The following is a 25294-nucleotide window of genomic DNA, read 5'->3' as shown; positions in this document are numbered from 1 at the left end:
CAATAACACAGATCAGAATTCTTCCCAGCCTTCACTGCTTGCATTTGCCACAACTTTTGCTGCAGGTTTATGAACTTTACTAATGGTTCTGACAGGCTGTTTAGTTTGATTACCACCAATATGTTTAATTGCGGCACGGGGCTGTTGCGATCGACGCTGTGCCCCTAATTCAAAGCGGTCAACTACATTTTCCAGGTTGCTTGCCTGATCCTGTAACGATTTTGCTGCCGCAGCGGCTTCTTCAACCAACGCCGCATTCTGTTGTGTCGTTTCATCCATCTGGGTGATAGCCTGATTAATTTCTTCTATACCCTGACTCTGTTCACGACTGGCCGCACTGATTTCACCCATAATGTCAGTCACACGCTGAACACTAGAGACCACCTCACCCATAGTCGTTCCTGCCTGTGCAACCTGTTTGTTACCCTGTTCCACCTTATCAACCGAGTCATCTATCAACAGTTTGATTTCTTTTGCAGCAGCGGCACTACGTTGTGCGAGACTACGTACTTCCGTTGCAACTACAGCAAAACCACGCCCTTGCTCACCTGCTCGGGCAGCTTCAACGGCTGCATTCAATGCCAGAATATTAGTCTGAAACGCAATGCCATCAATGACACCGATAATATCGGCAATTTTGCGAGCCGAATCGTTAATCTCACCCATCGTACTCACCACTTCAGCGACGACAACACCGCCTCTGGAAGCCACTTCCGAAGCAGTTGCTGCCAGCTGATTCGCCTGACGAGCGTTATCAGCATTCTGCTTCACGGTACTAGTGAGCTCTTCCATCGCGGAAGCAGTTTCTTCCAGTGAACCGGCTTGCGCTTCAGTACGATTAGAAAGATCAAGATTACCAGAAGCGATCTGAGCAGAAGCAGAAGCAATAGATTCAGTCCCCATACGAACTTCACCAACAATAGCCACCAGACTATCATTCATTTTCCGTAAAGCCCGCATTAACTCACCTGTTTCATCTTCACTGGATACATCAATATGACTGGTAAGATCTCCTGATGCGACCGTCTCCGCAACACCGATGGCGACTCTCAATGGCACCACTATGCTGCGGATTAGCCAGATGGTGACCATGACACCGATTACCACCGCCAAAAATGTTGTAACTAATAATATCCATTTACCTGTTTGATAACTGGCGTCTGATTTCTTATTCGCAGCCAGAACCATGGCAGAAGATTGGGTACGAACATAAGTGACTATATCCTCGATTTTTTGCGTAGGTGGCCTATCCATACCTTTTACCAGCGCATCCACTATATGTGAACTATTCGGATTTTTCACGTCATATTGCTTAAGCGCCTCCAAATATTTCCCACCCAGTTCTTCATGCGTTTGCAGCGCCTCATCAACTTGTTTTGTATCTAGGCCTAGCTGAACAAACAAATCTTTGAGTTTTTGCAAGTCGGCGTGCGTTTCCTCACCCCGCTTACTAAATGCTTTACTATATTTGTCAAAAGCAGCAGGGTCATTGCCACGCAGCAAAGTATCTTTCCATTCCTGCACCTGCTTTTTGAAATTGACTTGTGCACTACGTGCAGTATCGACAGATGATTCCAGCAACGCGGCTGTACGCATGGCCTCGACGTGATTCGCATTAATATCAGCGAACGTGTACCACCCCTCGGTACCTACCACTAACATTGTCAACATAAGAAATCCCGCCAGGAAACCAAGCCGGATGCTAATTTTTAAATTATGTAGATTCATTCTGGGTCCTCTCCGTCCTAATATTAATTTTATATAATTATTATAGTGGCCAGCATACTCGCGTCATCCATGCTGGTTCAAATCATATAACTTATGATAATAGCTGGCTATCTTTTTTAACTATCCAAACTATAAATATTACCCTAGGCAATACCAGTTAATTCTTTAAGCTACATGCTACGCACCATTTTAATATGTAAACGCACCAAACCGAGCTTGCACTACATCCCTAACCTCGCTCAATTATAGATAAACTCAGGCTTTGACAATAGGCACGATTGTTGCTGATTAACATGTACTCTCTTGTTTCGGAATAAAGCCATGCCATCTCTGACGAATCTCGAACTTGTGCCCACCGGTTCGTTTAATCATTGGGTATCGTATGATTTTGATGAGCAAGCTGATTTATTAAGAGGATGGAATCAGGATTATCTGCAGATGTCCTCTGGTCGGTTTAATGGCTATGTATCTGACATCAAATTTAAAGATGTACACCTGTTTCTTGAGTACACCAACCAGGCCTTGTTTCAACATGGTCAATTAGGCAACGATGTTATCGCAATAGGCGTGCCACTGGCAGCAAATAATCACGGTGTATTCTGCGGCACACCGAGCACCAGCGATTGCATACATGTGTTTTCTGGTGGTAACGGATTTGAGTTTTTCTCCCCCAATGGATTAGTCATGGCGGGCATATCGGTTAATCGTACTGCGTTATTTGAGATGTTAATGCCCGAAGAACAAGCAGCGATACAACGAAACTGCGGACAGGCGCATATTTTCACCATGAGCTCTGCACGGCTGGATGGCATACGTAAATTTATCTCAGAAATTTTCCAGACAGTTCAGGCGATGCCCGATCTACTGCAAAACGATTTATACATTAAGTCATTACGTACGACGATCTTAGCTTTTCTGGCTGACAATCTCATACATGGCAATGATGACGTCGGCATACAGTTATCGACCAGCAGATGCTGGCATATCGTAGCAGAGTCACGTGAACTCGCACTGACTCAATCGGAAAATGCCATCAGCGTAGCGGATCTGTGTCAACACTTCGGCATCAGCCGTCGCAGCCTGCAATACTGCTTTCACAACATGCTTGCGACTAACCCTGTAGCTTATTTACGGGCGGAACGGTTAAATGCAGTGCGACACATGTTAAAAGATGCCAACTCCGTTACCGAAGCGGCGACGCATTGGGGTTTCTGGCATTTCGGACATTTTTCACAGGAATATAAAAAAATGTTTGGCGAATTACCGTCCACCACCTTCAAACGCCTGCACTCTCTTAACTAGGCAAGCTTAGTGGAGTAGCATCAGCAATCTGCACCATATCGCTTTCATCTTTCAAATCCACACCAGACAATTGCAACCGCATAGCTTGCTGAGCCAGCCATACTAGTTTTTTAGCCGCTACCGCATAACTCAAACCCTCCAGCCGCACATTGGAAATACAGTTACGTTCAGCATCATTTCGCCCCACTTTAGGATCATATGTCAGATAGATTCCCAGACTGTCTGGTGAACTCAGCCCAGGTCGTTCGCCTATGAGCACAGCCACCACCCGCGCACCCAATGCCTCACCAATTTCATCACCAATAGCTACCCGCGCCTGACTGGCCATCACCACAGTACCCAATTGCCATTCTACGGGCGCACTTCGACGAACTTCTGCCATCAAGGGTATCGCGTGTTTATGTATTGCTAAGGCAGACAGCCCATCCCCGACTACAAAAACCAAATCTGGTTGCGGATGCTGTGATTTGATGGATTGCAATTTCTCCAATCCAGCCGCATCCACACGCCTGCCAAGATCAGGACGTAACAGATAGCTGGTACGATCTGCGGCACGACTTTGCACATGCACCACAGTCCAGCCAGCAGTAGCGCACTCCCGTTCCAGCATATCGACATCCAGCGGCAAATGCACTGCATCCCGTGCCATAGCGTGTGCATAGCCGAAATTCAATACTTCTTCAGTAGGCAGACTGGTACCGACCCGCCCCAAAGCGATGCGTGCCTGGGTAAATTGTCGGAGCTGTTGCCATGGATCGGCAACAACGGAACTTAATTCACTGCCAGCAACTGTTTGGGCATGGCTTGCAACAGATGATGCGTCGCTTCCACTGGCCGCATCCGTCCCGCTTGGTCGGTAATATTCATTTTTTTCAACCATAATTCAAACTCCGGCGCTGGTTTTAGCCCCATCACATTACGCAAATAAAGCGCATCATGAAAAGACGTGCTCTGATAGTTAAGCATGATATCATCCGCACCTGGTATGCCCATGATGAAAGTCACCTCTGCAGCTGCCAGCAATGTCATCAGATTATCCATATCGTCCTGATCCGCCTCGGCATGATTGGTGTAACACACGTCACAACCCAAGGGCACGCCCAGCAACTTGCCGCAGAAATGATCTTCTAGCCCCGCGCGAATAATCTGTTTACCGTTATACAAATACTCGGGGCCGATAAAGCCAACTACAGTATTGCTGAGTAACGGTGAAAAATGACGAGCGATGGCATAAGCCCGTGCTTCGCAGGTTTGCTGATCAACTCCGAAATTGGCGCTGGATGACAACGCTGTACCCTGCCCCGTCTCAAAGTACATTACGTTATTACCCACAGTCCCGCGCTGCAATGAAAGCGCTGCCTGCTGTGCTTCTTGCAAAATGGCAATATCAATACCAAAACTGCGGTTGGCTTTTTCCGTACCTGCTATAGACTGAAACACCAGATCAACTGGTGCACCTCTTTCTATCAACTGGATCTGATTGGTAACGTGGGTCAATATGCAAGACTGTGTCGGAATCTCAAACTCATTGATCACCTCATCCACCAGATAATAAATATCCATTAATGCAGGGATGCTATCTGTGGCTGGATTAATGCCGATTACCGCATCACCCGAACCATACAACAGGCCATCCACAATAGAGGCTGCAATACCGCGAGGATCATCAGTGGGGTGATTCGGTTGCAAGCGCGTAGCCATGCGTCCAGGCAAGCCTATGGTGTCACGGAAAGCAGTCACCACACTGCATTTACGCGCCACCAGTATCAAATCCTGATTGCGCATCAATTTGCTAACAGCCGCAGCCATTTCTGGCGTAATACCCCGCGCTACGCGCTGCAAAGTAGCCGTATCTGCCACATCAGACAATAACCAGTTACGGAAATCGCCTACTGTCAGATGACTAATTTCCGCAAAGGCCTGCTTATCATGACTGTCAATGATAAGCCGTGTAACCTCATCATCTTCATAAGGAATTACCAGCTCCTCCAGAAATCGCTGCAGCGGTACATCGGCCAGACACAATTTTGCTGCCATACGTTCTACGTAAGACCCGGCAGCAACACCCGCCAGATAATCGCCTGAGCGCTCAGGTGTTGCTTTAGCCAGCAAATCTTTCAAATCATTAAACTGCCAGGTTTGCATCCCAACGCTATGACGATACTGCATTGCATTTCTCCCGACAGCGCTCAGCCCTTATCTAGCGTCACGCTTAACTTACCCAACAACAGGTATCTGTTGATTATCGATGGCCGCATCCCGATGATGCTTGGTAAGTAGAAAGTAGCCATAGGCAATCGCCATCAATGCCACGAACAACTCAGCCAACAGTTGATTATAGTAGATCATAGTAACCAGACTAATCGCCGCCAATATCAAAGCAATCGCAGGGAATAACGGATAAACCATTGCGGGGAATGGACGACTCATATTAGGCTCATTCTTACGCAACGCAAACAGACTAAGCATGGAAATGATATACATGACAATCGCACCGAATACGGCCATAGTAATCAGATTGGCTGTCAATGTCTGCCCACCAAATGAAATCAGATCATCGCTGAATATCGCCGCCACGCCAACGATACCGCCTGCGATAATGGCACGATGAGGTGTTTTGAATTTTGGATGTACTGCAGCGAAATACTGCGGCATGTAACCCGCGCGTGCCAGTGCAAATATTTGTCGTGAATAACCCAGAATAATGCCGTGGAATGATGCTATAAGCCCGAATAAGCCTATCCACACCAGCATATGCAGCCAGCCACTGTTCGCACCCACCACCAGCTTCATCGCCTGTGGTAACGGATCGTTGATATTTGACAGCGCTTTCCAGTCACCCGTACCACCTGCAAACACCATCACCCCCATCGCCAGCACCACCAGCGTTAATATCCCGGCAATGTAGGCAACTGGTACAGTGCGCTTAGGATTCTCAGCTTCTTCTGCTGCCATGGCCACGCCTTCAATAGCAAGGAAAAACCAGATGGCAAAAGGAATCGCCGCAACTATTCCGGGGATGGCTGCCACGCTGAAACCATCTTGCCCAGACCAGCCATGCGCAACAAAATTTGCTACAGAAAATGCAGGTGACACCACACCCATAAATACCAGCAGCTCCAGGATTGCCAGTATGGTCACAAACAGTTCAAAGGTTGCAGCAATCCGCACCCCGATAATATTCAATCCGATGAAGATGACATAAGCACCTGCTGCCATCACTTTAACGTCCACACCAGGAAACTGCACATTCAGATATGCCCCTATGGCCATGGCAATCGCTGGCGGCGCAAATACAAACTCCACCAACGTAGCAAAACCTGCAATAAACGCCGCCTTGTCACCAAACGCTCGACGCGCATAGGCAAATGGCCCACCCGCGTGAGGAATAGATGTCGTTAATTCGGTAAAACTGAAAATGAAAGTGGTGTACATCACCGCAATCATCACCGACGTCACCATAAAACCCAGCGTTCCAGCTTTATCCCAGCCATAACTCCAGCCAAAATATTCACCCGAAATCACTAGTCCGACTGCCAAACCCCACATATGCCAGACATTCAGTGTGGGTTTGAGTGTATTACTTGCTCCAGTTTCCATAACCATTCCCCTTTAAAAAGTAAACTGCTCAGCTCGATTTTAGGAGGATTAGAAAACTGCACTATCCCATTTTGGCAAAAGTTAAGATGATGATTAAAAAACTTAAATTTTCAGCAATATATTTCAATATTAACGCCGCAATCTTAAATAAATAGCAGGTAAAATTTCCGGCAAACGAGATATATCATCCAGCATACGATAACCCCTTTTCCCGAAAATTTGTGCTGACTGAGCTTCTGTATGTATATTCAGATTAAGCCCGAAGCAATCCAACCCTGAACGACGCAATTGCCTGACTGCATGTGCCGCGTCATGCACCAGATAGTTTGCGTCAGTGACGTCAATATCGGCAGGCTCACCATCGCTGATAATTAATAATATCTTACGACTACCCGGCTGCTGTGCCAGGTAGTGCCCCGCATGTCTGGTTGCCGCACCTAATCGGGTCGACAACTTGCCAGTCATACCTGCCAGACGTTGTTTAATGTGGTCATCGAAACTTTCAGAAAAATCCTGCAAACGATAATACTCAACCTGATGACGGCCATTCGAAGAGAAGCCATGTATGGCAAAATCATCACCGAGATCAGTAACTGCACCAGCAAAAAGCACTGCCGTTTCTCTGGTCAGGTCGAGGACAGTCTTATCCGTATTCGGAACATGCTGATTGGTCGACTGAGACAAATCCAGCAATAACAATACTGATACCTGCTGCGCATTTCTGATGTATCGGCTGTTAATACGCATATCTGGCGTACGTTGCTGTCTGATATCCGTAGCAGCGCGAATAACTGCTTCGAGATCGAGATCATCTCCCTCCTCATGTTTCTTTTGCCGATACAGCAAGTTGGGGCGCACTGCCTGATTAATACGTTTAAGTCTGGAGAGTACAGCCTGGGTGCTATCCTCAATCTCAGTGATAGTACTTAACTCACCCGCAGGGCATGGCTGCTCGATAACGCTTGCCACATTTGGTCGTTCCATGCCCATGCGATAATCCCATTCTGGATAATGGAATACGGATTTCACTGGGAAATCATCTGGCGTTGGTGGCGCAGGCAGCTGTAATGTTTCCGTGCTTGCATCGGTTATATCAGTCGCTCGCTGCCGTGTCGTATCTATATTGCGGGTAAACGTCTGCTTGCTGTCACCGCGGTTCTGCTCCGGTTGCGTCGGATCAGGCAATGGCACTTCCACCTCCTGACGCTCCCACAGCATACGGTTATCGTCACGATATGACGGCTCAACCAGATATGCGGGCGCATTGAACTTAACCCGCATTTGCCCCATGTCATTAGCCAGCAACAAGCCAAGCCGGATGGAGATTTGCGGATCATCCCAACTATGCGGTTGTTCGAAAAACAGCTTACGACCCTTTTTCACCCAGCCGTTGTTATCAACATAATCAGGATCTAGCAGCGCACGCGTCAACCTGCGTGCCAACGACAGAAAATCGGTATTAAGAAAATTTGTTGGTGGGTACAAATCTCGCCACAAATTGCGCAAGCCGGGGAAATCACGCATCACCAAGGCCTCTACTCGTGCGTCTTCTATCAACCCTATCAAGGTGTTTTGCATGGGATTGATTTTTCGGCGCAGGAATGTCTGCCTGGAGTAGATGATGTGTGCCACTGCATGCACTGCAGCAGCCCGATACACATCTCTGCTCGACCTGCTGGAGACACCTGCATATGTGTCTGGCAAATGAATTACATGATGTTCATCCACAAAACTGCGTGCCAGACCTTCATTGGCATCGGTTAACACCGGGAACTGCTGGAGTTTAAATTCTCGTCCCCATAGCGCACGCAAGTACAGTGCTATACGTCGCCGTTCGTGAATAAACAGCGTATTGCCACTCTCCAGATTGAGCGCATGCCAGGAAGCCGTACTCTCCAATGCAAAATATTGCGCGAGTCTGGCAAAATCCCGACTATAGCGCGCGATACCATTCCGTACCCAACGCTGCAGGCCTGCAATAGTCATCCGTTCCAACAAAACGTCCTGCTTAGCCAGCATAGGACGTAGTCCGCGTGGCGCCAGCATCACCAATTCTTCCAGCAACGATAGATAAGACTTGTATGCGTGAGGGTTGCCGAGTGTACGAGCAGCCTGAAGACTGGAGGTTATGATCAGATCGACGACTGAAGCACTCGTCTTGGGATAAATATTAATGATAGTCGCGGTCAGATAAACGACCGATTGCTGTCCGAGCAAACTAATCAGATCAGGCTCAGCATCTCTGAACAAACCCAGTGATGTCTTACTCAGTCCTGCATGCGTGAGCTCACCATGCACCGCAGATTCATACTGGTTCACTGGTTCAATTAAGCGATTCGGGCTAGCGCCTGTCACTAGCCCGATATTCGCCATACAGATTATTTATGCGGAGTATCACTTTCATTTGGAATGCCAGGAATCGGACATTCCGCTGTACCTACCGTAGTACGAGTGAACGACTCGACCTGCTCACGAGCAGATTCAGGATCCATGACCCATTTCTTGTAGAACTCGTAAGGAATTTCCGCCACGCCCTTATCGCCTTCACCCGAGTTGATTTTCCCGGTATAACCACGGTGCAACAGCTTGAACAGATGGTTCTGAGATTGACCATTCTTGCGCGCATCGCGGATCTGTGAGGTTGACAGCTCGGCATACTGAATACCGTAATCCTCTTCACCACATTCGCCCAAAGTACGACCATCAAAACCAACAATGGCGGAATGACCAAAATACGAATACACACCGTCAAAGCCTGATGCATTAGCAACTGCAACATAAACGTTATTCATGAATGCCATAGCCTTGGCAACCAGTACTTGCTGATCTTTAGCTGGGTACATATAACCTTGGCAACGCACTATCAGCTCAGCCCCTTTCATTGCGCAGTCACGCCAGATTTCCGGGTAGTTGCCATCATCGCAAATGATCAGACTAATCTTCATGCCCTTAGGACCTTCAGACATATAGGTGCGATCACCCGGATACCAGCCTTCTATCGGACACCACGGCATGATTTTGCGATATTTCTGTACGATTTCGCCCTTGTTGTTCATCAAAATCAGGGTATTGTACGGCGCCTTATTTGGATGCTCTTCATGACGCTCACCCGTGAGTGAAAACACGCCCCATACGTTGGCTTTGCGGCAAGCTTCAGCGAATATCTCGGTTTCTTCACCAGGTATGCTTGCAGCAGTGTCATACATCTCCTGACTGTCATACATGATGCCATGCGTGCTGTATTCAGGGAAAACAACCAGATCCATACCAGGCAACCCAAGCTTCATGCCTACCAGCATTTCACCTATCTTGCGCGCGTTATCCAGCACCTCAGCCTTGGTATGTAAACGTGGCATCTTGTAGTTGACTACTGCTACACCTACACAATCATTACTACTGGAAATATCACCATGTCTCATAATTCACCCGTTTCTATATACATTGCTCAGACTGACAAATAACCCTTGATCTTGGCTGCATCCACATCCCCACGTTTATCTTCGTGGATGAACTTACCCTTATCAATCACAATGATACGATCAGCAATTTCCATGGTAAAACTCAAAACCTGCTCAGAAACGATAATAGTAATCTCACGCATCTTCCTGATTTCATTCAGTACTTTTGCGATATCCTTAATGATGGATGGCTGTATACCTTCGGTAGGCTCATCCAGCAGTAGCACTTTAGGATTGGTCACTAGCGCACGGGCAATCGCCAGTTGCTGTTGTTGACCACCGGACAGATTACCGCCTTTACGATGACGCATGTCGTATAAAACTGGAAACAGCGCAAATATATCTTCAGGAATATGTCTGGACTTCGATTTTCCCAAGCCCGTTTCAATATTTTCCTGAACCGTCATATTAGAAAATATCATACGACCCTGAGGCACATAAGCCAGTCCCTTAGCAACACGCTGATAACTTTCATTGCCGCTCAAATCTTCGCCATCAACAGTCGCTTTTGCGCATTTACTCGGCAATATGCCCATCAGGGATTTGAACAATGTGGTTTTACCCATACCATTACGCCCCATAATGGCCACGGTTTCATTTTTTTCTGCTTTAAAGCTTAAGCCATGAATAACCTGGCTTTGCCCGTAGCTCACCTGCAAGTCTGCTATTTCGAACATGCTATTTCCCCTTAACCTGTTAGTGACCTAGATAAACTTCGATAACGCGTTCGTCGGCCTGCACTTGTTCCATCGTGCCCTCAGCCAATATCTTGCCCTGATGCAACACGGTGACCTTATGGGCAATTTTTTTGACGAATTCCATGTCATGTTCTATCACCAGAACCGAACGATTCTCACAAATACGATTCAGCAGATCAGCGGTCTGGTCGCGTTCCTTGGCACTCATTCCTGCCACTGGCTCATCCAGCATCAATAACTCTGGCTCCTGCATCAACAACATACCGATCTCCAGCCACTGTTTCTGACCATGGCTCAATAAAGCCGCCTCCATCTCGAGGTGGTCTTCAAGCATAATGTCCTTGGCAATCTTGTGTACCTGCTCCAGCACTGCATCGGTACGTTTAAAAGTCAGGCTACCCCACACATTCCTGCCTTTGGGATAAGACACTTCCAGATTCTGGTAGACAGACAGGTTTTCATAAATCGATGGCGTCTGAAACTTGCGCCCTACCCCTGTCCGCACTATCTCGTGTTCTGACAGCTTGGTCAGCTCCTTGTTCTTGAATTTAATTGAACCTGAAGTCGATTTGGTTTTACCGCAGATCAGATCCAGCACAGTCGTTTTACCCGCACCATTCGGCCCAATAACAACGCGCAACTCATTTTTGTCTACATACAAGGTCAATGCATCAACAGCCTTGAAGCCATCGAAAGACACTGTCAAATCCTCTATGGCAAGTACAAAGTCAGTATTACTCATGCTTTTGCTCCTGCTGGTTCGCTAGTGATAATTGGCTCAGATTCGGTTTTTTCCACTACGACAGCTACTGCCTCAACCTCGACTTTAGCTGGTAAAGGCTTAGCTTTACGTGATTGAAACTTCTTCATCAGATCAGTGTAAATACCTGCTAATCCATTCGGGAAGAACATCACCACAGCAATAAACAGACCGCCCATCAGGTATAACCACAGCTCCGGATAGGTTTCCGAGAATACGCTCTTGCCATAGTTCACCAGCAACGCGCCATACACCGCACCTATCAGTGACATGCGTCCACCTACGGCTGCGAAAATCACCATTTCTATGGAAGGCACGATACCGATGAAGCTTGGCGACATGAAACCCACCTGTAGCGTAAACATTGCGCCGCCCAGTGCAGATATAAGCGCGGCAAAACAGAAGATGAATATCTTGAAGTTGGACACGTCGTAACCAGAGAAACGCACCCGCTCTTCCTTATCACGCATCGCCAGCAACAACATACCGAATTTACTGGACAGGATGTAACGAGACACCAGAATTACTGCGATTAGCAAGAACGCATTGATGTAATAAAGTATGTACTTGGCATGATCGGTACGAATATCCCAGCCCAGAAGGGTTCTCAAGTCGGTAATACCATTCACACCACCCGTATAGCCTTGCTGTCCGACTATCAGGATACTCAATATCAGCGCAATTGCCTGAGTAATAATGGCGAAATACACCCCCCCCACACGACGCTTGAACATCGCAAAACCGATAATGTAAGCAAACAATGTCGGCACCAGAACGACTGCCAGCAATGTCAAAGTAAAGCTATGAAATGGCTGCCACATCATGGGTAAAGCCGTAATCTGGTTCCAGTCCATAAAGTCCGGTATGCCTGGCGTTGTCTGTATCTTGGTACTGATGGGATCAGACGCTTCCAGTTTGAGGAACATGGCCATGCAATAGCCCCCCAGACCGAAGAATATCCCCTGACCCAGACTCAGAATACCGCCATAACCCCACAGCATCACCAGACTGACCGCCACAAAGGCATACGTCAGATATTTGCCTACCATACCGATACGAAACGGATCCAGTCCCAACGGCAGGACAACCAGGATAATCGCGGCCAGAACAGCCAGCCCGATTGCCCCCTGCTTCCCACCCAATAGCTTGTTAGTAAATGTATTCATGTATATCTCCTGATTACTTACGGACTTTGGCTGCGAACAAACCTTCTGGCTTCATCATCAAGATAATCACGATGACTAACAAGGTTGACACCTTACCCATCGAGCTGGTCATGAAGAACTGAAGGATGGACTGTGCCTGAGCAATACCGAACGCAGAAGCTATCGTTCCCATCAAACTCGCTGCACCTCCAAATACCACCACCATGAAGCTGTCAACGATGTATAGCGAGCCCGTTGTCGGTCCGGTAGAAGCGATCGTTGTAAACGCAGCCCCTGCCACACCCGCGATACCACAACCCAGTGCAAATGTGACTCGGTCTACCTTTTTAGTATTAATACCCACTGCACCTGCCATCACCCGGTTTTGTACCGTAGCTCTGACATTCAAACCCCAGCGTGAGCGGAACATGAACAGGAACACACCGAATGTCACGACTGCTGCTAACCCCATCACAAACACACCATTGATAGGGATTTCTATGTCTGGCGTAGGCTGGAACGCGCCTAACAACCATTGCGGTAACTCCGCGCTCACTTCTTTAGCGCCGAAAGTTGACCTGAAAATCTGTTGCATCACTAAGCTCAAGCCCCAGGTCGCTAACAGCGTATCCAGCGGCCGCTTATATAAATGCCTTATCAGTACAAATTCAACAAGATAGCCTATGGCAAATGCGATAATAAATGCAGCAACAATTGCGAACACAAAGTAGTAATTCACAATGTCGTATTTCACTGCCAGTTTTGATAAAAATACTGTTGTATAAGCCCCGATGGTCATAAATTCACCATGAGCCATATTAATCACGCCCATTTGACCGAAAATAATTGCTAAACCCAGTGCCATCAAAAGTAACACGCTAAACAGGCTCAAGCCTGAAAAGCCCTGCATTACCAAGATGTTACCTATATCCGCCATCGAATATCCAAACATGATTAACACTCCACTTATACTAACGGGTTATAACGCACAAAATTGCTTACTAAAATACTCGCAGCACCGGATGGTGCTGCGAGTAAGTCAAACGCTTATTGATAACCTTTAGGGAATGGATCTGGTTTGATCAGAGGAGACTCATAAACCACATCTGCCTGACCATCTGCACGCCATTCACCTACGCGCAGTTTGCTCCACAAGTGATGGTTAGGATCGACCTTGACATAACCTTCAGGTGCGGTTTTCAATTCATAGCCAGGTAAAGCAGCAACCACTTTATCTACGTCGAAACTACCTGCACGTTCAACGCCTGCTTTCCATAACCATGGACCTTCATATGCAGCCTGAGTCACGTCACCAATAACTGATTTAGGACCCCACATTTTTTTGAATTCAGCAACGAATTTTTCGTTGTTAGGATTCTTAAGGCTTTGGAAATACTTCATTGCAGAGTAGAAACCTTGCAAGTTTTCACCGCCAATACCCAGAACTTCATCTTCAGTCACAGAGATAGTCAACAAAGTCTGTTTCTTAGCGTTAATACCTGCTGCATTCAATTGCTTGAACCATGCAACGTTACTACCACCCACCACAGCCGCATAAATCACGTCAGGTTTTTTCAGTTTGATTTTGTTAATCACAGAACCAAATTGTGTATCGCCCAATGCAACATATTCTTCACCTACGACCTTACCACCTAAGTGCTGCTCGATTTGTTTACGTGCAATCTTCATTGCAGTACGTGGCCAGATGTAATCAGAACCAATCAAATAGTATGTTTTGGCTTTTTTCTCTTTAGCTACCCAATCCAGGCCAGCCAGAATTTGTTGTGTTGCTTCCTGACCTGTGTAGAACACGTTCTTGGATTGCTCAAGACCTTCATAGAAAGTTGGGTAGAACAACAGACCATTGTCTTTTTCAAACACTGGCAGAGCAGCTTTACGTGAAGCTGAAGTCCAGCAACCGAACACTGCAGCAGTGTGGTCATTTTCTAGCAGCTTCTTAGATTTTTCAGCAAACGTAGGCCAGTCACTGGCACCATCTTCCTGAATAATTTCGATCTTGCGGCCTAAAACACCACCCGCAGCATTAATCTGGGCAATCGCCAGCTTTTCAGCTTGAATCGAGCCAGTTTCGCTGATCGCCATGGTACCTGTAGACGAATGCAAGATACCTACCTTTACGGTCTTATCAGTAACGGCCAGACCAGTTGTATTCACTTTTGCAGTTGGAAAATCAGCTGCGAATACATTACTTGCACTAGCGGTCATACCCAAGGCCAGTGAAGCACCAACTACCGCACCGGCGGTCTTCATAAATTGACGTCTATCATATTTACTCATCTGTTGCTCCTTAAATTAAGATTGCATGCAATTAACACTCCTCCCTGCAGAAGAGCTAACCGTCCACTCCGCAACACATACCATCAGGTTTCTGTACATGCACATTTTTAGATCGGTGTTCAACTACTAGCAATTCATGTGCCACAACAGGCATGGTCAAGTTGAACGATTAATAAACAAATTTTTTTGTCCAATTTTTCATATTGTTAGTGGCAGATAAATTTATTTTTTCACTTGGCCGCATTTCTTGATTAACACAGATTTTTTTGAAAAAAGGCAGACGATAGTTGAATCTCTAGAAATGGGTGCACATTGTTGTATACATGCTCCATTTGAGTGCATAACCTGTATACAAAGTGAAATATTTGACTATCATTAAATAAAGAAATTAGATTAACTAATAGAAACATCAATATGATTATAAATAAAATCTATTGACATTTTTTCAAACAAGATCAGGATGTTCAGGGAACTATTACAATGAATAATACGAGAGTTGTTAATGCAGAAGTGATGCGGCGAACCCATGCTAATACATAGATTCGCCGAAATTACAGTTTAATGACCCAACATCCAGGGTCTGGCAGTTTTTTTAGTCTGCATTTCAAAACCATTTGTTTTAGCTGCCGTTTTTTCCTTCGACTTGGATGACTTACCCGATGTCGAACAAGTGTGGGTACCATTGCAGCCACAACTACTACGCCGTGCCATTTTTGGCTCATGCGCTGATTTCTCATTACGTTCGTATGCACTGCGTTGCGCTTTACCCAGTATAGCTAACTGAGGTGCAGTTATTACGCGTTCACTGGAAGCACCACAACTCGGGCATTCCATATTAAGATCCGATTCACTCATTTTTCGTATTTCAGTAAATGAGCCACATTCTTCACAGTGATAATCATATAAAGGCATTTCAATTCCTCACTCAAAAATGCTCACCTCTGAATAACCAGAGGCGAGCATCAACACACATTAAGAAGTCGAAGCTAGGTCAACCTTACTGGTCACCATGATTTTCGGTCCTTCCGCATCTGGCTTCAAATTGAAATCAAAGATTTCAGTCGGTAGCCACAATGTAGCGCAAGCATTCGGAATATCAACAATACCGCTGATATGACCTTCAACTGGTGCCGTACCCAGAATTGCATAAGCCTGCTCACCGCTGTAACCAAATTTCTTCAGATATTCAATTGCGTTCAGACATGCTTGACGATAAGCAACATGCGCATCGAGGTAATATTGCTTACCTTGTTCATCAACTGAGATACCTTCAAAAATCAGATAGTCGTTGTATCTAGGTTCCATAGGGCTAGGCTGGAATATAGGGTTTTTGACACCATACTTTTCCATACCGCCTTTAATAACTGAAACATGGATATCCAGGTAACCAGCCATTTCGATCGCGCCGCAAAATGTGATTTCACCGTCACCCTGGGAGAAATGCAAATCGCCCATGGATAGACCTGCGTTCTTTACATAGACAGGGAAAAAGACACGTGAGCCTTTGGAAAGGTTTTTAATATCACAGTTACCGCCGTGCTCACGTGGAGGAACAGTACGTGCACCTTCTTTAGCAGCTTCTTTAGCAGCCTCGCCGGTCATGCGCCCCATCAATGCAGTTTCTGCATAAGGCAGTGCAGCCAATGGCGGCACGCGATCTGGGTCGGTGCTCACCAGCGCAGCTTCGCGCTTATTCCATTCATTCAACAGTTCACGTGAAGGCAGGCATCCGATCAAGCCAGGATGCATAATGCCAGCGAATCTGACATTAGGAATATGTCTTGAAGTGGTGTAGATACCATGGAAATCCCAGCAAGCTTTACGCGCATCAGGATAATGATCGGTCAGAAAGCCACCACCATTGGCTTTATCAAACAGCCCGGTGAAGCCCCATTCAGATTCTTGAAATGCACCAACATCCAGAATATCGACCACCAGCAAATCACCAGGCTCAGCACCTTCAACACCAATAGGACCGCTCAAATAGTGAACCTTGGTCAAATCGACATCGCGTATATCATTCGCGCTATCGTTGTTGCCAATCTGTCCGCCCGTCCAGTCTATACACTCTACACGGAACTCATCACCAGGCTTAACCATCGCTACCATAGGAATATCCGGGTGCCAACGATTATGCAACACGTCAGATTGTTCTTCAGGTGACTTATTAATATCCACTTTAATCAAGGTTTTTGGCACAGCAATCTCCTAACAGTCATATAGTCAAAATAAATGCATACAAGTACTAACCGAACAGTCAAAGGCTGCCTGGTTGATATTTACTTAGCATTTAATATGCCAATTTTTAAGACCAAGGAAATTTACTACCTATTAATTAAGTTTCATATGGTTATATGGCGGTCATGAAAAAACCATTTCAATAAACCTGACAGACCTGCATGCACCAGAACCAAGCAGAACGACTTAGTCATGCACGCTTATCACGCATTTTCACCAAATAGCCACAGAGAAGTGCATCGAAGTGCATTCCCAGCACTGACAGCCCTAATTCACATATCCATACGAAAGCGTACAGGCACATCTACCCATGCACTAACAGCAGTATTGCCTTGACGCGCAGGTACAAACTTCCAGTGATGTACGGCATCAAGTGCGGCTTGATCAAGCATGTCGCTGCCACAAGTTTGCTGTATCGCAATATCTAACGGATAACCATTTTCATCGACTTTGACACGCAGTAAAACCGTACCCGTCAATTTCATACGACGTGCTAATGGCGGATAGACTGGTGCAGGGTTTTGCAGATACGCAACTGCATATTCGGGTGCATGGTAAATTGATACAGCTTGAGGTTGCACGGGCACGGGCAGCGGAATTGCTGTTGAAGCATTACTTACTGCCAAAACAGGGGCTACAGCAGGCAATCCAGCTTGTTCAACTGAGGGTGCGCGCATTGCAGCCTCAGGTTCAGAACGTATCACCGGCGTTCTCCTAGTCTGAATATGAGTGATCTGGTGAGATACTTTGATATCAGATGACAGGGGTATTGCCGGATGATTCACTAGCCCTGATATCTCTTCTGTCTTTTGGGATAGTTGAACTTGCAGCACAGGCACAGCCAACTCTTGCTGTGTCCCAGGCACCGTAGACACCCAGGTGGCCACTACGGCATGCGCAACGATAGATAACGCTAATGCACTATAAATAAGCCGCATATTCGCGCTAAAATTTCACTCGCAAACCCACCCTGACTGTAAGCGGCTCAGCTGGGTGAGTATGAATATCGTTTACTGGCGCCGCCTCGCCCGCCAGCTGAGAAGCATAGTAATAATTAATATCCGAAACTTGAGCATTAAACAAATTCAGCACCTCAAAATTGACTTGCATATGTTTATCCAGTTTGACCCCACTTGCCAGATTAACAATAGTTGAAGCGCTGGAGCGTACAGAGTTATCTTCTATTAATGGACGCGGTCCAAAATAACGCAGTCGCAAACTACCAAACCAGCGTCCCTGTTCCAGTTTTGCCCCTATTGAAGCAGCCTGCTCTATTGAGCCGGGGATATAGTCGCCAACAGGGTCACTCACACGAAAACGTGAGTGCGATAAACTCACATCTGCATCCAGCGTCAGCTGATCATTGGGTTTATAAAAATTTGCCCATTCCAACCCTATACGTCGACTCGGCCGGCTAGGTTCGGTACTTCCCGCATCACCAGCAAAAACCAGTTCGGAATCAATATCCAGTACAAACAAAGCCAGACTCGTTTGTAATCCACGCATAGGCACACTACGCACCCCTACTTCATATCCCATGGCAGGTACCAGCGGGTTCACCTTCTGTGCAGGTAGTCCGGTAGATGGATCAACAGTTAACGTAGCACCACGCCCATCGTTGGAATGAAATCCTCGACCTATGTTCAGATAATACTCAGTGTTATCCCACGGCCCGAATACGAGTGACAGCTTGGGCGACAATATCCCCGCACTGGCACGCCCAGAATTGACTGCTGTATCACTGGCAACATCAAAGCTATACTGATCGGCACGCACACCTGCGATACTCCGCAGCCATGAATTCCATTGCACTGCTTCCTGATAATACAAATTAACACTGGCTTGCTGCACACTATCCAGCGACACCGTAGACAAACGCTGGCGCTGCTCGGTATTGAACAAGCCCAGTGCACGGATATCATCAAAACGCAGCCCGCTGCCTATCGTGTGCTCCACATCATAACCGGCAAATCTGGACAGCCAGCTATGGCTGGTCGCCCCGCCGATAACAGTTCTGTCATCCAGCTGTTCAAACTGATCGCCATGTACGGGATCATTCATATAGTAGGTAAAATCAGAAAACAAATCGAGCCGGTAATCAATCACATAAAAATTGGCGTGGGTATTACTGCCTGCCCCCGTATTCGCCCATCGTCCAGACAGACTGTATCGATGCGTATGCCCACCATCACTAGGGTTAAGACTGCCATAACGGTCAATCAAACCGCTATCTATAGCACGCTGTGCGACCTGATCGGTAGCGGTAAAGTCATTGCTATACGCCATCCCCGTCAAACTCCAACCATCATTATCCGTTCCCTGGGTATAGCGCAGCAGGCCATTATATTTTTTGCCATTCTCCGGCACATCCCAGGGGCCATCGTATTGCGACACCTCCAACGCATAAAGCAAATGCCCACTGGCTAGCGTCGGTGAACCTGCTGTCAGCATACGGCGATAACCATTTCCACCCACCCCCATGTCCACAAATGAGGAACTCAGCGTATCGCGCAGCTTCACTCGTGCACTACCCGCAGCAGAAAAATCGCCATCTTCTACCGAATATGGCCCCTTGCGATATTGAATACTATCAACCAGCTCAGGAATCAAAAAATTGGCATCGGCATAACCCTGTCCATGCGCGTGCGTCGGGAAATTGACCGGCATATCATCCACGAAAACAGAAAAATCAGTGCCATGATCAAGATTAAAACCACGCAAAAAATACTGATTAGCCTTACCCGAACCAGAATGCTGCGTAACTATTAAACCGGGGATGGTTTCCAGCAGCTCGCCTGGCCGCAACAAAGGCCGTCCATCAATCTGATCTGCAACTACAGTACCTTGCGAAGCAGAATCAGCCACGCCGACTAAATCATCTGTTACACCTACGACATCAACTGTATCCAAAGTCTGAATACCGCCAGCCAGAGATGATCCACTCAAGCTGACTAATACTGCCAGCAATAATGTGGCGCTGTACCATTTATTCAGGCAAGCCCCCATTGACCGTTTGTGCGTGCAGCTAGTTTGATACATAAGCATTTCTTAAATCACCTGAGCAACTAAAATTGTGAGACCTTTTTTCAGTCTAAGTCATGTACATAAGCGAATGCAAATTAACTCATCAGGCTACCAAAACGATGATACGCATGCAATTAATAAGACGCACCAAAACAGAGCGGCTCACTATCGTATTGCACTCATATCGCCCTCGCCTGACATCAACAACACGGTTTACTTAGCTCAACCATCACTACCAAACAACACAAATATAACGACTAACTTATTGAAATTTATATATTTATTTTTAATTGTTATTAAATATTTCTAATTGGCACGGGCTTTGCATAACTAAGTGCAAGACGGGAAAGTGGCTGCTCTACACAGCCCTTTCACACTCATGTCTGTATTAGGATAGCTAGGGTTCCGGTTCCAGCAATGGGATGTCTGGTCCGAGAGCAGTCCGGCCTCGCTAGAGGTTCCACGGAGGGATAAAAGCCCGGGAGAGAGCACAGTTGCTTTCCCGTTTTATTTTTAACCTTCTTAGGAGCTAGTCATGTCAATATTACATTCCAAATCGCTTAAAAAAGTTTGTCTTGCCTCAGTGATGCTCGCGACAGCCAGCATGAGCCCTATAGCTGCGCACGCCACTACCAGCATGAAAATTGGTACCGTGGTATGGGTAGGCTACGGTCCTTTTTTCGTTGCTGATGCCAAAGATTTCTACAAGAAACATGACCTCAAAGTCACGTTGCAAATGTTCACTGACCCTGCACTCATTCCAACTGCAATAGCCAGCCACTCTGTTGACGGCGGCATGTTGACTTATGACCAGGTAATCGGATCTGATGCTAAAGGTCTGTCACAAAAAGTTGTTATGCCTATCGACTATTCCAATGGTGGTGATGCAATTGTTGCCAGCACAGCCATTACTAAAGTGGCTGACTTCAAAGGTAAGAAAATTGGTTTCAACCCATTATCACCTTCTGACTTCCTGCTCTCTTACGCACTGAAAAAGAATGGCTTGTCCGAAAAAGACTTTGAAGCCGTACCTATGTCGCCTGAAGCTGTACCCGCTGCCATGGCGTCCAATAGCATTCCTGTCGGCGTTACCTATGAGCCTAGCCTGTCCCAAATCCTGAGTCAGGGTAATGGCAAAAAATTCCATGTAGTGTTTTCCTCCAAAAATGCGCCTGGTCTGATTGCTGACGTTTTAGTATTTGATCAGAAATATATCCAGGCACATCCAAAAGAAATCACTGGTCTGATCGCAGCCTACGTAGATGGTTTGAACTACATGAAAGCCCACCCTGACGAATCAGCCAAAATTATCGGTAAAGCTATGGGTGTAAGCGGAAAAGAAGCCATGGATCAGATGTCAGGTGTTTACAACATACCACTTGCTGAAATGCCTAAAGCGTTCATCAAATCCGCAGAAACCACTTCCTACTTCGCAAGTGGCGAAGTCATCGGCAACATTCTGAAAAGTAAAGGTCAAATTACGACCATCCCTGCTACTGAAACCACTATTGACAGTCAGTTCGTCAAATCCTTAGTTAAGTAAGTAAGGCAGGTCGCGCCTGAATACAGGCGTGACCTTGCTTGAGGAGTTATTCATGTTGAATCAAAAATTTCGCTATGCCGACGGCGTTGTGCCGAATGTGCTTGCCTTATCCTATACATTAGGTGCCTATGTTGGCGGCCTGCTGTTACTTATATTGGCACCCATCTGGGGACAGATTATCGGCACCTTGCTGGTTGCCCACGCACTGATTTTATCCGGATATTTTTTCCACGAATTTGCACACAACTCTATATTCAAAACGGCTGAGGATAATGCTCGCTGGGGCACGTTAATGACCTGGATTAACGGCTCTTGCTATGCCACATTTAATGATCTTAGACGCAAGCATGTACGTCACCATGTTGACCGTGCCGACGTCATCACCTTCGATTTCAAGGCTTTTCTGCTCAAATCACCAGCCTGGGTACGTCGTCTGGTACTGATGCTGGAGTGGGCATACATACCAGCAGTAGAGTTAATCATGCACGGCTATGTCATGGTCTTGCCGTTTGTGGCTGCCGAGAAAAAACAGAACCGCGCTCGCGTACTGACCATACTTGTTGTACGCGCTATCGCATTTGCTGCGCTAGGCTGGTTCTCACCCGCGGGTTTACTGGGTTACGCCATCGCATATTTAATCATGCTGCACGTGCTGCGTTTTGCCGATGCCTACCAGCACACCTATGATGCTTTTGCCATCCTGCAAGGTGGTGAGGTTCCCAATGACAAAATACGTGACCGCACTTACGAACAACGCAACACCTACTCCAATCTGGTTTCAGTTGCACATCCACTATTAAACTTGATGCTGTTGAATTTTTCCTATCACAACGCCCATCATGAGCGCCCTATCGAACCCTGGTATCGTTTGCCAGCATTACATGCCAAATTATTTGCAGCGGAGTATCAGCAAGTATTACCTATGAGCACGTTACTGGCTGCCCATCACCGCTATCGGGTGAAGCGCATACTGTCGGATGATTATGGTGACGTGCCGGAAACATCACCTGGACATCTGGATCCTTCTGCATTCTATGGCGCTGTAGGCGTGTCATTTCTGACGGCAGTTTGATATGGCAAATCTCGACTTTACTGATCATACGATAGTCATTACGGGGGCCGCCAGCGGCATCGGGCTGGCTATTGCAGAGGCATTTGCCGAGCACGGGGCAAACCTAGAACTGATAGACCGCAATCCAGATGCGCTGGAAGCTGCTGCACAACGACTGGCTAAACATGCAAAAGTTACGACACATGCGCTGGATTTAACCAATGCAGAACAGATCCATGCTTTAGCTGACAACTTCAAACAACGGCAGATCACCATCCACGCACTGATCAACAATGCAGGCATGGAATACCCGACGCCATTGAACGATGCAGCAACCGATGCCGAGCAGCGCTGGCAAAGCCTGTTGCACAACAACGTCAGCAGTATGTATCTGCTGACACGTGCACTATTGCCTTTCATATCTTCTTCAGGCTGCGTCATCAATCAGTCTTCTATCTGGGGTATGAGTGCTGTGGCTGACTTTTCCGCCTATGTCACCAGCAAGCATGCGGTTATTGGTCTGACGCGTTCGCTGGCATGGGAATTAGGCAAACTAAAAATTCGTGTCAATGCAGTTTGTCCAGGCTGGGTTGCGACTGAGGCAGCAATGCGTTCCATGCGTGCAATGGCAGAAACAGCAGATAAATCCGAATCAGAAATGATAGCTGAAATTCTGGCGCAGCAAGCTATACCCGAGTTACTCATGCCAGCAGATATTGCTGGCACTTTCCTTTTCCTCGCCTCACCTTATGCGCGCGCGATTACTGGTCAAGCTATCGTCGTAAGTAATGGTGAGGTCATGCATTGATGACCATCATGAATATAACATTACACAATAAAACAGCAATTGTTACTGGCGCTGCCACCGGGATAGGTCGTGCTATCGCCATCATGCTTGCCGATGCAGGTGCAACGGTTATCGTAAATCACCTTAATCGTGCCCGTGAGGCTGAACAAGTAGTACAAATCATCACATCCAAAGGTGGTCATGCCCATGCAGTTGAGGCCGATGTCACCAACGCTCACCAGGTACGGCAAATGGTAGCAAGCTGCGGTCAAATAGACATACTGGTAAATAATGCTGGCGTCATTGCAGAAAAACCATTTCTGGAGATTACCGAAGCAGATTGGGATCACGTCATAAACAGCGACCTTAAATCAGTATTTCTATGCAGCCAGGCTGTTCTCAGCGAGATGGCGAAACGGGACAACGGCATTATCGTCAATATCAGTTCCGATCTGGCTTATCTTGGACGTGAAGATTATTCATCTTATTGTGCAGCAAAAGCAGGTGTAATCGGCCTGACCCGCTCTCTGGCACGAGAGTTTGCACCCCATATCCGCATCAATGCCGTTGCGCCTGGCCCAGTCAACACGGCCATGATGACAACAGAATACATGTCTGAAGAGTGTATAGAGAAAGAAAAGGACATCCCCTATCAACGCTTTGCAGAACCTGATGAAATTGCTACCACAGTGCTATTTCTCGTGTCTGATTACGCCCGGTTCTATTGTGGCCAGGTACTGGGTCCCAATGGCGGGTCCGTCATGCCATGAGCAACCTGACACGCACTTCTCCACAAGCATGGTTGCCACTCACTGTCCTGACACTTTCAGCTGGCATGTGGGGCATCATCTGGTGGCCACTTAAACAGTTTGGTGCAGCTGGATTATCAGGTCCGTTAATTTCATTTGTCAGTTACGGTCTGGTCGGCTTGGTAGGCTTGCCTTTTCTGTTGCGTGAACGCCGTATCTGGCAAGGGCAAACCAGATTATTGTTGCTGCTTGGATTGTTTGGCGGCTGGGCTAATGCATCCATCGTCCAGGCGTTACTCACAGGTGACGTAGTACGCGTCATGCTGCTGTTTTATCTGGCACCAGTTTGGTCAGTCATCGGCGGGCGCGTGTTTCTGCATGAAACCGTTACCAGACGTCGCATGTTAGCGGTATTTATATCCGTTCTGGGAGCATTTTTAGTAATCGGTGGCACGGCGGCGTTTGCTACGCCATTATCGGTTGCCGATGTGCTGGCATTATCCGCTGGTCTGGCATTCGCTTCAAACAATCTGGTGACCCGTGCTGCGCATACCATCCCCATGGTATCAAAAACCATAGCCGTATTCGTTGGATGTGGCATAGTTTCCGGGTTACTGGTGTTACAGCAACATGCGATCCAGCCAGACTGGTCACCCAATCTAATCATTGCACTACTCGCTTTTGGCTTTGGCTGGCTGGCACTGGCGACTTTCACCACTCAATACGGCGTAACCCATATTGAAACGGGACGCGCCGGCATTATCCTCATCGTTGAATTACTAGCCGCTGTTATTTCAGCTATGGTCATCGGCGGTGAAAAAATTATGCCCCGCGAAATGATAGGCGGCATACTTATTGCTTGCGCTGCTGTCATTGAGGCAACAGATACTTCTGCTGAATCACAATAGGAAAA

The 25294-nt window shown here is 47.0% G+C and carries 21 protein-coding genes and 1 riboswitch; of the genes, 6 read left to right on the top strand and 15 right to left on the bottom strand.

The window, feature by feature from the left end:
• Positions 1–12 precede the first annotated feature (12 nt).
• Entirely contained in the window at positions 13–1671 is a 1659-nt protein-coding gene (locus SFSGTM_RS17185; protein WP_198420623.1) for a methyl-accepting chemotaxis protein, read from the bottom strand.
• 378 nt (positions 1672–2049) lie between these two features.
• Between SFSGTM_RS17185 and SFSGTM_RS07355 the strand changes: the two genes are divergently transcribed.
• Positions 2050–3030 carry a helix-turn-helix domain-containing protein gene (locus tag SFSGTM_RS07355; protein WP_162084597.1) on the top strand — a complete coding sequence of 327 codons (981 nt, stop codon included), beginning with the start codon at positions 2050–2052 and terminating at the stop codon, positions 3028–3030.
• On the opposite strand, the gene eutC is transcribed toward SFSGTM_RS07355, so the two are convergent.
• From eutC to SFSGTM_RS07285, 14 genes are all read right to left on the bottom strand, one after another.
• Complete coding sequence (gene eutC / locus SFSGTM_RS07350; RefSeq protein WP_162084596.1) at positions 3023–3910, bottom strand: ethanolamine ammonia-lyase subunit EutC; 888 nt, start codon at positions 3908–3910, stop codon at positions 3023–3025. The two genes, SFSGTM_RS07355 and eutC, sit on opposite strands and share 8 nt — an antisense overlap.
• Positions 3802–5199 carry an ethanolamine ammonia-lyase subunit EutB gene (locus SFSGTM_RS07345; RefSeq protein WP_162084595.1) on the bottom strand — a complete coding sequence of 466 codons (1398 nt, stop codon included), beginning with the start codon at positions 5197–5199 and terminating at the stop codon, positions 3802–3804. Before SFSGTM_RS07345 ends, eutC begins: the two co-directional genes overlap by 109 nt.
• Before the next feature lie 48 nt (positions 5200–5247).
• Complete coding sequence (eat, locus tag SFSGTM_RS07340; RefSeq protein WP_162084594.1) at positions 5248–6630, bottom strand: ethanolamine permease; 1383 nt, start codon at positions 6628–6630, stop codon at positions 5248–5250.
• Positions 6631–6759: 129 nt separating this feature from the next.
• Positions 6760–9003, bottom strand: coding sequence for a nitric oxide reductase activation protein NorD (locus tag SFSGTM_RS07335; RefSeq protein WP_162084593.1), 2244 nt, complete (start codon positions 9001–9003; stop codon positions 6760–6762).
• A gap of 5 nt (positions 9004–9008) precedes the next feature.
• A complete protein-coding gene (locus tag SFSGTM_RS07330) occupies positions 9009–10049 on the bottom strand; it encodes an aliphatic amidase (protein WP_162084592.1) in 1041 nt (346 codons plus the stop codon).
• A gap of 26 nt (positions 10050–10075) precedes the next feature.
• On the bottom strand, positions 10076–10765 hold the full coding sequence (gene urtE / locus SFSGTM_RS07325; RefSeq protein ID WP_162084591.1) for an urea ABC transporter ATP-binding subunit UrtE: 690 nt from the start codon (positions 10763–10765) through the stop codon (positions 10076–10078).
• Positions 10766–10784: 19 nt separating this feature from the next.
• The gene (gene urtD / locus SFSGTM_RS07320) at positions 10785–11528 is read right to left on the bottom strand and encodes an urea ABC transporter ATP-binding protein UrtD (RefSeq protein WP_162084590.1); all 744 of its coding nucleotides are present in this window, start codon (positions 11526–11528) and stop codon (positions 10785–10787) included.
• Complete coding sequence (urtC, locus tag SFSGTM_RS07315) at positions 11525–12712, bottom strand: urea ABC transporter permease subunit UrtC (RefSeq protein WP_162084589.1); 1188 nt, start codon at positions 12710–12712, stop codon at positions 11525–11527. Before urtC ends, urtD begins: the two co-directional genes overlap by 4 nt.
• 13 nt (positions 12713–12725) lie before the next feature.
• The gene (gene urtB / locus SFSGTM_RS07310) at positions 12726–13643 is read right to left on the bottom strand and encodes an urea ABC transporter permease subunit UrtB (RefSeq protein ID WP_162084588.1); all 918 of its coding nucleotides are present in this window, start codon (positions 13641–13643) and stop codon (positions 12726–12728) included.
• A 95-nt stretch (positions 13644–13738) separates the two neighbouring features.
• Positions 13739–14989 (bottom strand): urea ABC transporter substrate-binding protein, encoded by a 1251-nt coding sequence (gene urtA, locus SFSGTM_RS07305; protein WP_162084587.1) that lies wholly within the window; start codon positions 14987–14989, stop codon positions 13739–13741.
• 558 nt (positions 14990–15547) lie between these two features.
• Complete coding sequence (locus tag SFSGTM_RS07300) at positions 15548–15901, bottom strand: FmdB family zinc ribbon protein (protein ID WP_162084586.1); 354 nt, start codon at positions 15899–15901, stop codon at positions 15548–15550.
• A 60-nt stretch (positions 15902–15961) separates the two neighbouring features.
• Complete coding sequence (fmdA, locus tag SFSGTM_RS07295) at positions 15962–17188, bottom strand: formamidase (protein ID WP_162084585.1); 1227 nt, start codon at positions 17186–17188, stop codon at positions 15962–15964.
• A gap of 311 nt (positions 17189–17499) precedes the next feature.
• Positions 17500–18165 carry an energy transducer TonB gene (locus tag SFSGTM_RS07290; RefSeq protein WP_162084584.1) on the bottom strand — a complete coding sequence of 222 codons (666 nt, stop codon included), beginning with the start codon at positions 18163–18165 and terminating at the stop codon, positions 17500–17502.
• Between the two features lie 7 nt (positions 18166–18172).
• The gene (locus tag SFSGTM_RS07285) at positions 18173–20266 is read right to left on the bottom strand and encodes a TonB-dependent receptor (RefSeq protein ID WP_232526061.1); all 2094 of its coding nucleotides are present in this window, start codon (positions 20264–20266) and stop codon (positions 18173–18175) included.
• A 371-nt stretch (positions 20267–20637) separates the two neighbouring features.
• A riboswitch (guanidine-I (ykkC/yxkD leader) is annotated at positions 20638–20738 on the top strand.
• A 48-nt stretch (positions 20739–20786) separates the two neighbouring features.
• On the opposite strand from SFSGTM_RS07285, the gene SFSGTM_RS07280 reads away from it, so the two are divergent.
• Genes SFSGTM_RS07280 through SFSGTM_RS07260 form a run of 5 tightly spaced genes read left to right on the top strand, consistent with a single transcriptional unit; the run spans position 20787 to position 25289 of the window.
• On the top strand, positions 20787–21794 hold the full coding sequence (locus tag SFSGTM_RS07280; RefSeq protein WP_162084583.1) for an ABC transporter substrate-binding protein: 1008 nt from the start codon (positions 20787–20789) through the stop codon (positions 21792–21794).
• Between the two features lie 52 nt (positions 21795–21846).
• Positions 21847–22866 carry a fatty acid desaturase family protein gene (locus SFSGTM_RS07275; protein ID WP_162084582.1) on the top strand — a complete coding sequence of 340 codons (1020 nt, stop codon included), beginning with the start codon at positions 21847–21849 and terminating at the stop codon, positions 22864–22866.
• A 1-nt stretch (position 22867) separates the two neighbouring features.
• On the top strand, positions 22868–23653 hold the full coding sequence (locus tag SFSGTM_RS07270) for an SDR family NAD(P)-dependent oxidoreductase (RefSeq protein WP_162084581.1): 786 nt from the start codon (positions 22868–22870) through the stop codon (positions 23651–23653).
• A gap of 8 nt (positions 23654–23661) precedes the next feature.
• Positions 23662–24402 (top strand): SDR family NAD(P)-dependent oxidoreductase, encoded by a 741-nt coding sequence (locus SFSGTM_RS07265; protein WP_162084580.1) that lies wholly within the window; start codon positions 23662–23664, stop codon positions 24400–24402.
• Entirely contained in the window at positions 24399–25289 is an 891-nt protein-coding gene (locus SFSGTM_RS07260; RefSeq protein WP_162084579.1) for a DMT family transporter, read from the top strand. Before SFSGTM_RS07265 ends, SFSGTM_RS07260 begins: the two co-directional genes overlap by 4 nt.
• Positions 25290–25294: the final 5 nt, after the last annotated feature.

This window comes from Sulfuriferula nivalis (assembly GCF_009937995.1).
Lineage (GTDB): Bacteria > Pseudomonadota > Gammaproteobacteria > Burkholderiales > Sulfuriferulaceae > Sulfuriferula > Sulfuriferula nivalis.
This window is presented reverse-complemented; position numbering and strand designations above follow the sequence as displayed.

What these genes read in the sequence shown, in the direction of transcription:
- SFSGTM_RS17185 (WP_198420623.1), bottom strand. Translation starts at nt 1,671, where the DNA reads ATGTTGACAATGTTAGTGGTAGGTACCGAGGGGTGGTACACGTTCGCT.
- SFSGTM_RS07355 (WP_162084597.1), top strand. Translation starts at nt 2,050, where the DNA reads ATGCCATCTCTGACGAATCTCGAACTTGTGCCCACCGGTTCGTTTAAT.
- eutC (WP_162084596.1), bottom strand. Translation starts at nt 3,910, where the DNA reads ATGGTTGAAAAAAATGAATATTACCGACCAAGCGGGACGGATGCGGCC.
- SFSGTM_RS07345 (WP_162084595.1), bottom strand. Translation starts at nt 5,199, where the DNA reads ATGCAGTATCGTCATAGCGTTGGGATGCAAACCTGGCAGTTTAATGAT.
- eat (WP_162084594.1), bottom strand. Translation starts at nt 6,630, where the DNA reads ATGGAAACTGGAGCAAGTAATACACTCAAACCCACACTGAATGTCTGG.
- SFSGTM_RS07335 (WP_162084593.1), bottom strand. Translation starts at nt 9,003, where the DNA reads ATGGCGAATATCGGGCTAGTGACAGGCGCTAGCCCGAATCGCTTAATT.
- SFSGTM_RS07330 (WP_162084592.1), bottom strand. Translation starts at nt 10,049, where the DNA reads ATGAGACATGGTGATATTTCCAGTAGTAATGATTGTGTAGGTGTAGCA.
- urtE (WP_162084591.1), bottom strand. Translation starts at nt 10,765, where the DNA reads ATGTTCGAAATAGCAGACTTGCAGGTGAGCTACGGGCAAAGCCAGGTT.
- urtD (WP_162084590.1), bottom strand. Translation starts at nt 11,528, where the DNA reads ATGAGTAATACTGACTTTGTACTTGCCATAGAGGATTTGACAGTGTCT.
- urtC (WP_162084589.1), bottom strand. Translation starts at nt 12,712, where the DNA reads ATGAATACATTTACTAACAAGCTATTGGGTGGGAAGCAGGGGGCAATC.
- urtB (WP_162084588.1), bottom strand. Translation starts at nt 13,643, where the DNA reads ATGTTTGGATATTCGATGGCGGATATAGGTAACATCTTGGTAATGCAG.
- urtA (WP_162084587.1), bottom strand. Translation starts at nt 14,989, where the DNA reads ATGAGTAAATATGATAGACGTCAATTTATGAAGACCGCCGGTGCGGTA.
- SFSGTM_RS07300 (WP_162084586.1), bottom strand. Translation starts at nt 15,901, where the DNA reads ATGCCTTTATATGATTATCACTGTGAAGAATGTGGCTCATTTACTGAA.
- SFSGTM_RS07290 (WP_162084584.1), bottom strand. Translation starts at nt 18,165, where the DNA reads ATGCGGCTTATTTATAGTGCATTAGCGTTATCTATCGTTGCGCATGCC.
- SFSGTM_RS07285 (WP_232526061.1), bottom strand. Translation starts at nt 20,266, where the DNA reads ATGTATCAAACTAGCTGCACGCACAAACGGTCAATGGGGGCTTGCCTG.
- SFSGTM_RS07280 (WP_162084583.1), top strand. Translation starts at nt 20,787, where the DNA reads ATGTCAATATTACATTCCAAATCGCTTAAAAAAGTTTGTCTTGCCTCA.
- SFSGTM_RS07275 (WP_162084582.1), top strand. Translation starts at nt 21,847, where the DNA reads ATGTTGAATCAAAAATTTCGCTATGCCGACGGCGTTGTGCCGAATGTG.
- SFSGTM_RS07270 (WP_162084581.1), top strand. Translation starts at nt 22,868, where the DNA reads ATGGCAAATCTCGACTTTACTGATCATACGATAGTCATTACGGGGGCC.
- SFSGTM_RS07265 (WP_162084580.1), top strand. Translation starts at nt 23,662, where the DNA reads ATGAATATAACATTACACAATAAAACAGCAATTGTTACTGGCGCTGCC.
- SFSGTM_RS07260 (WP_162084579.1), top strand. Translation starts at nt 24,399, where the DNA reads ATGAGCAACCTGACACGCACTTCTCCACAAGCATGGTTGCCACTCACT.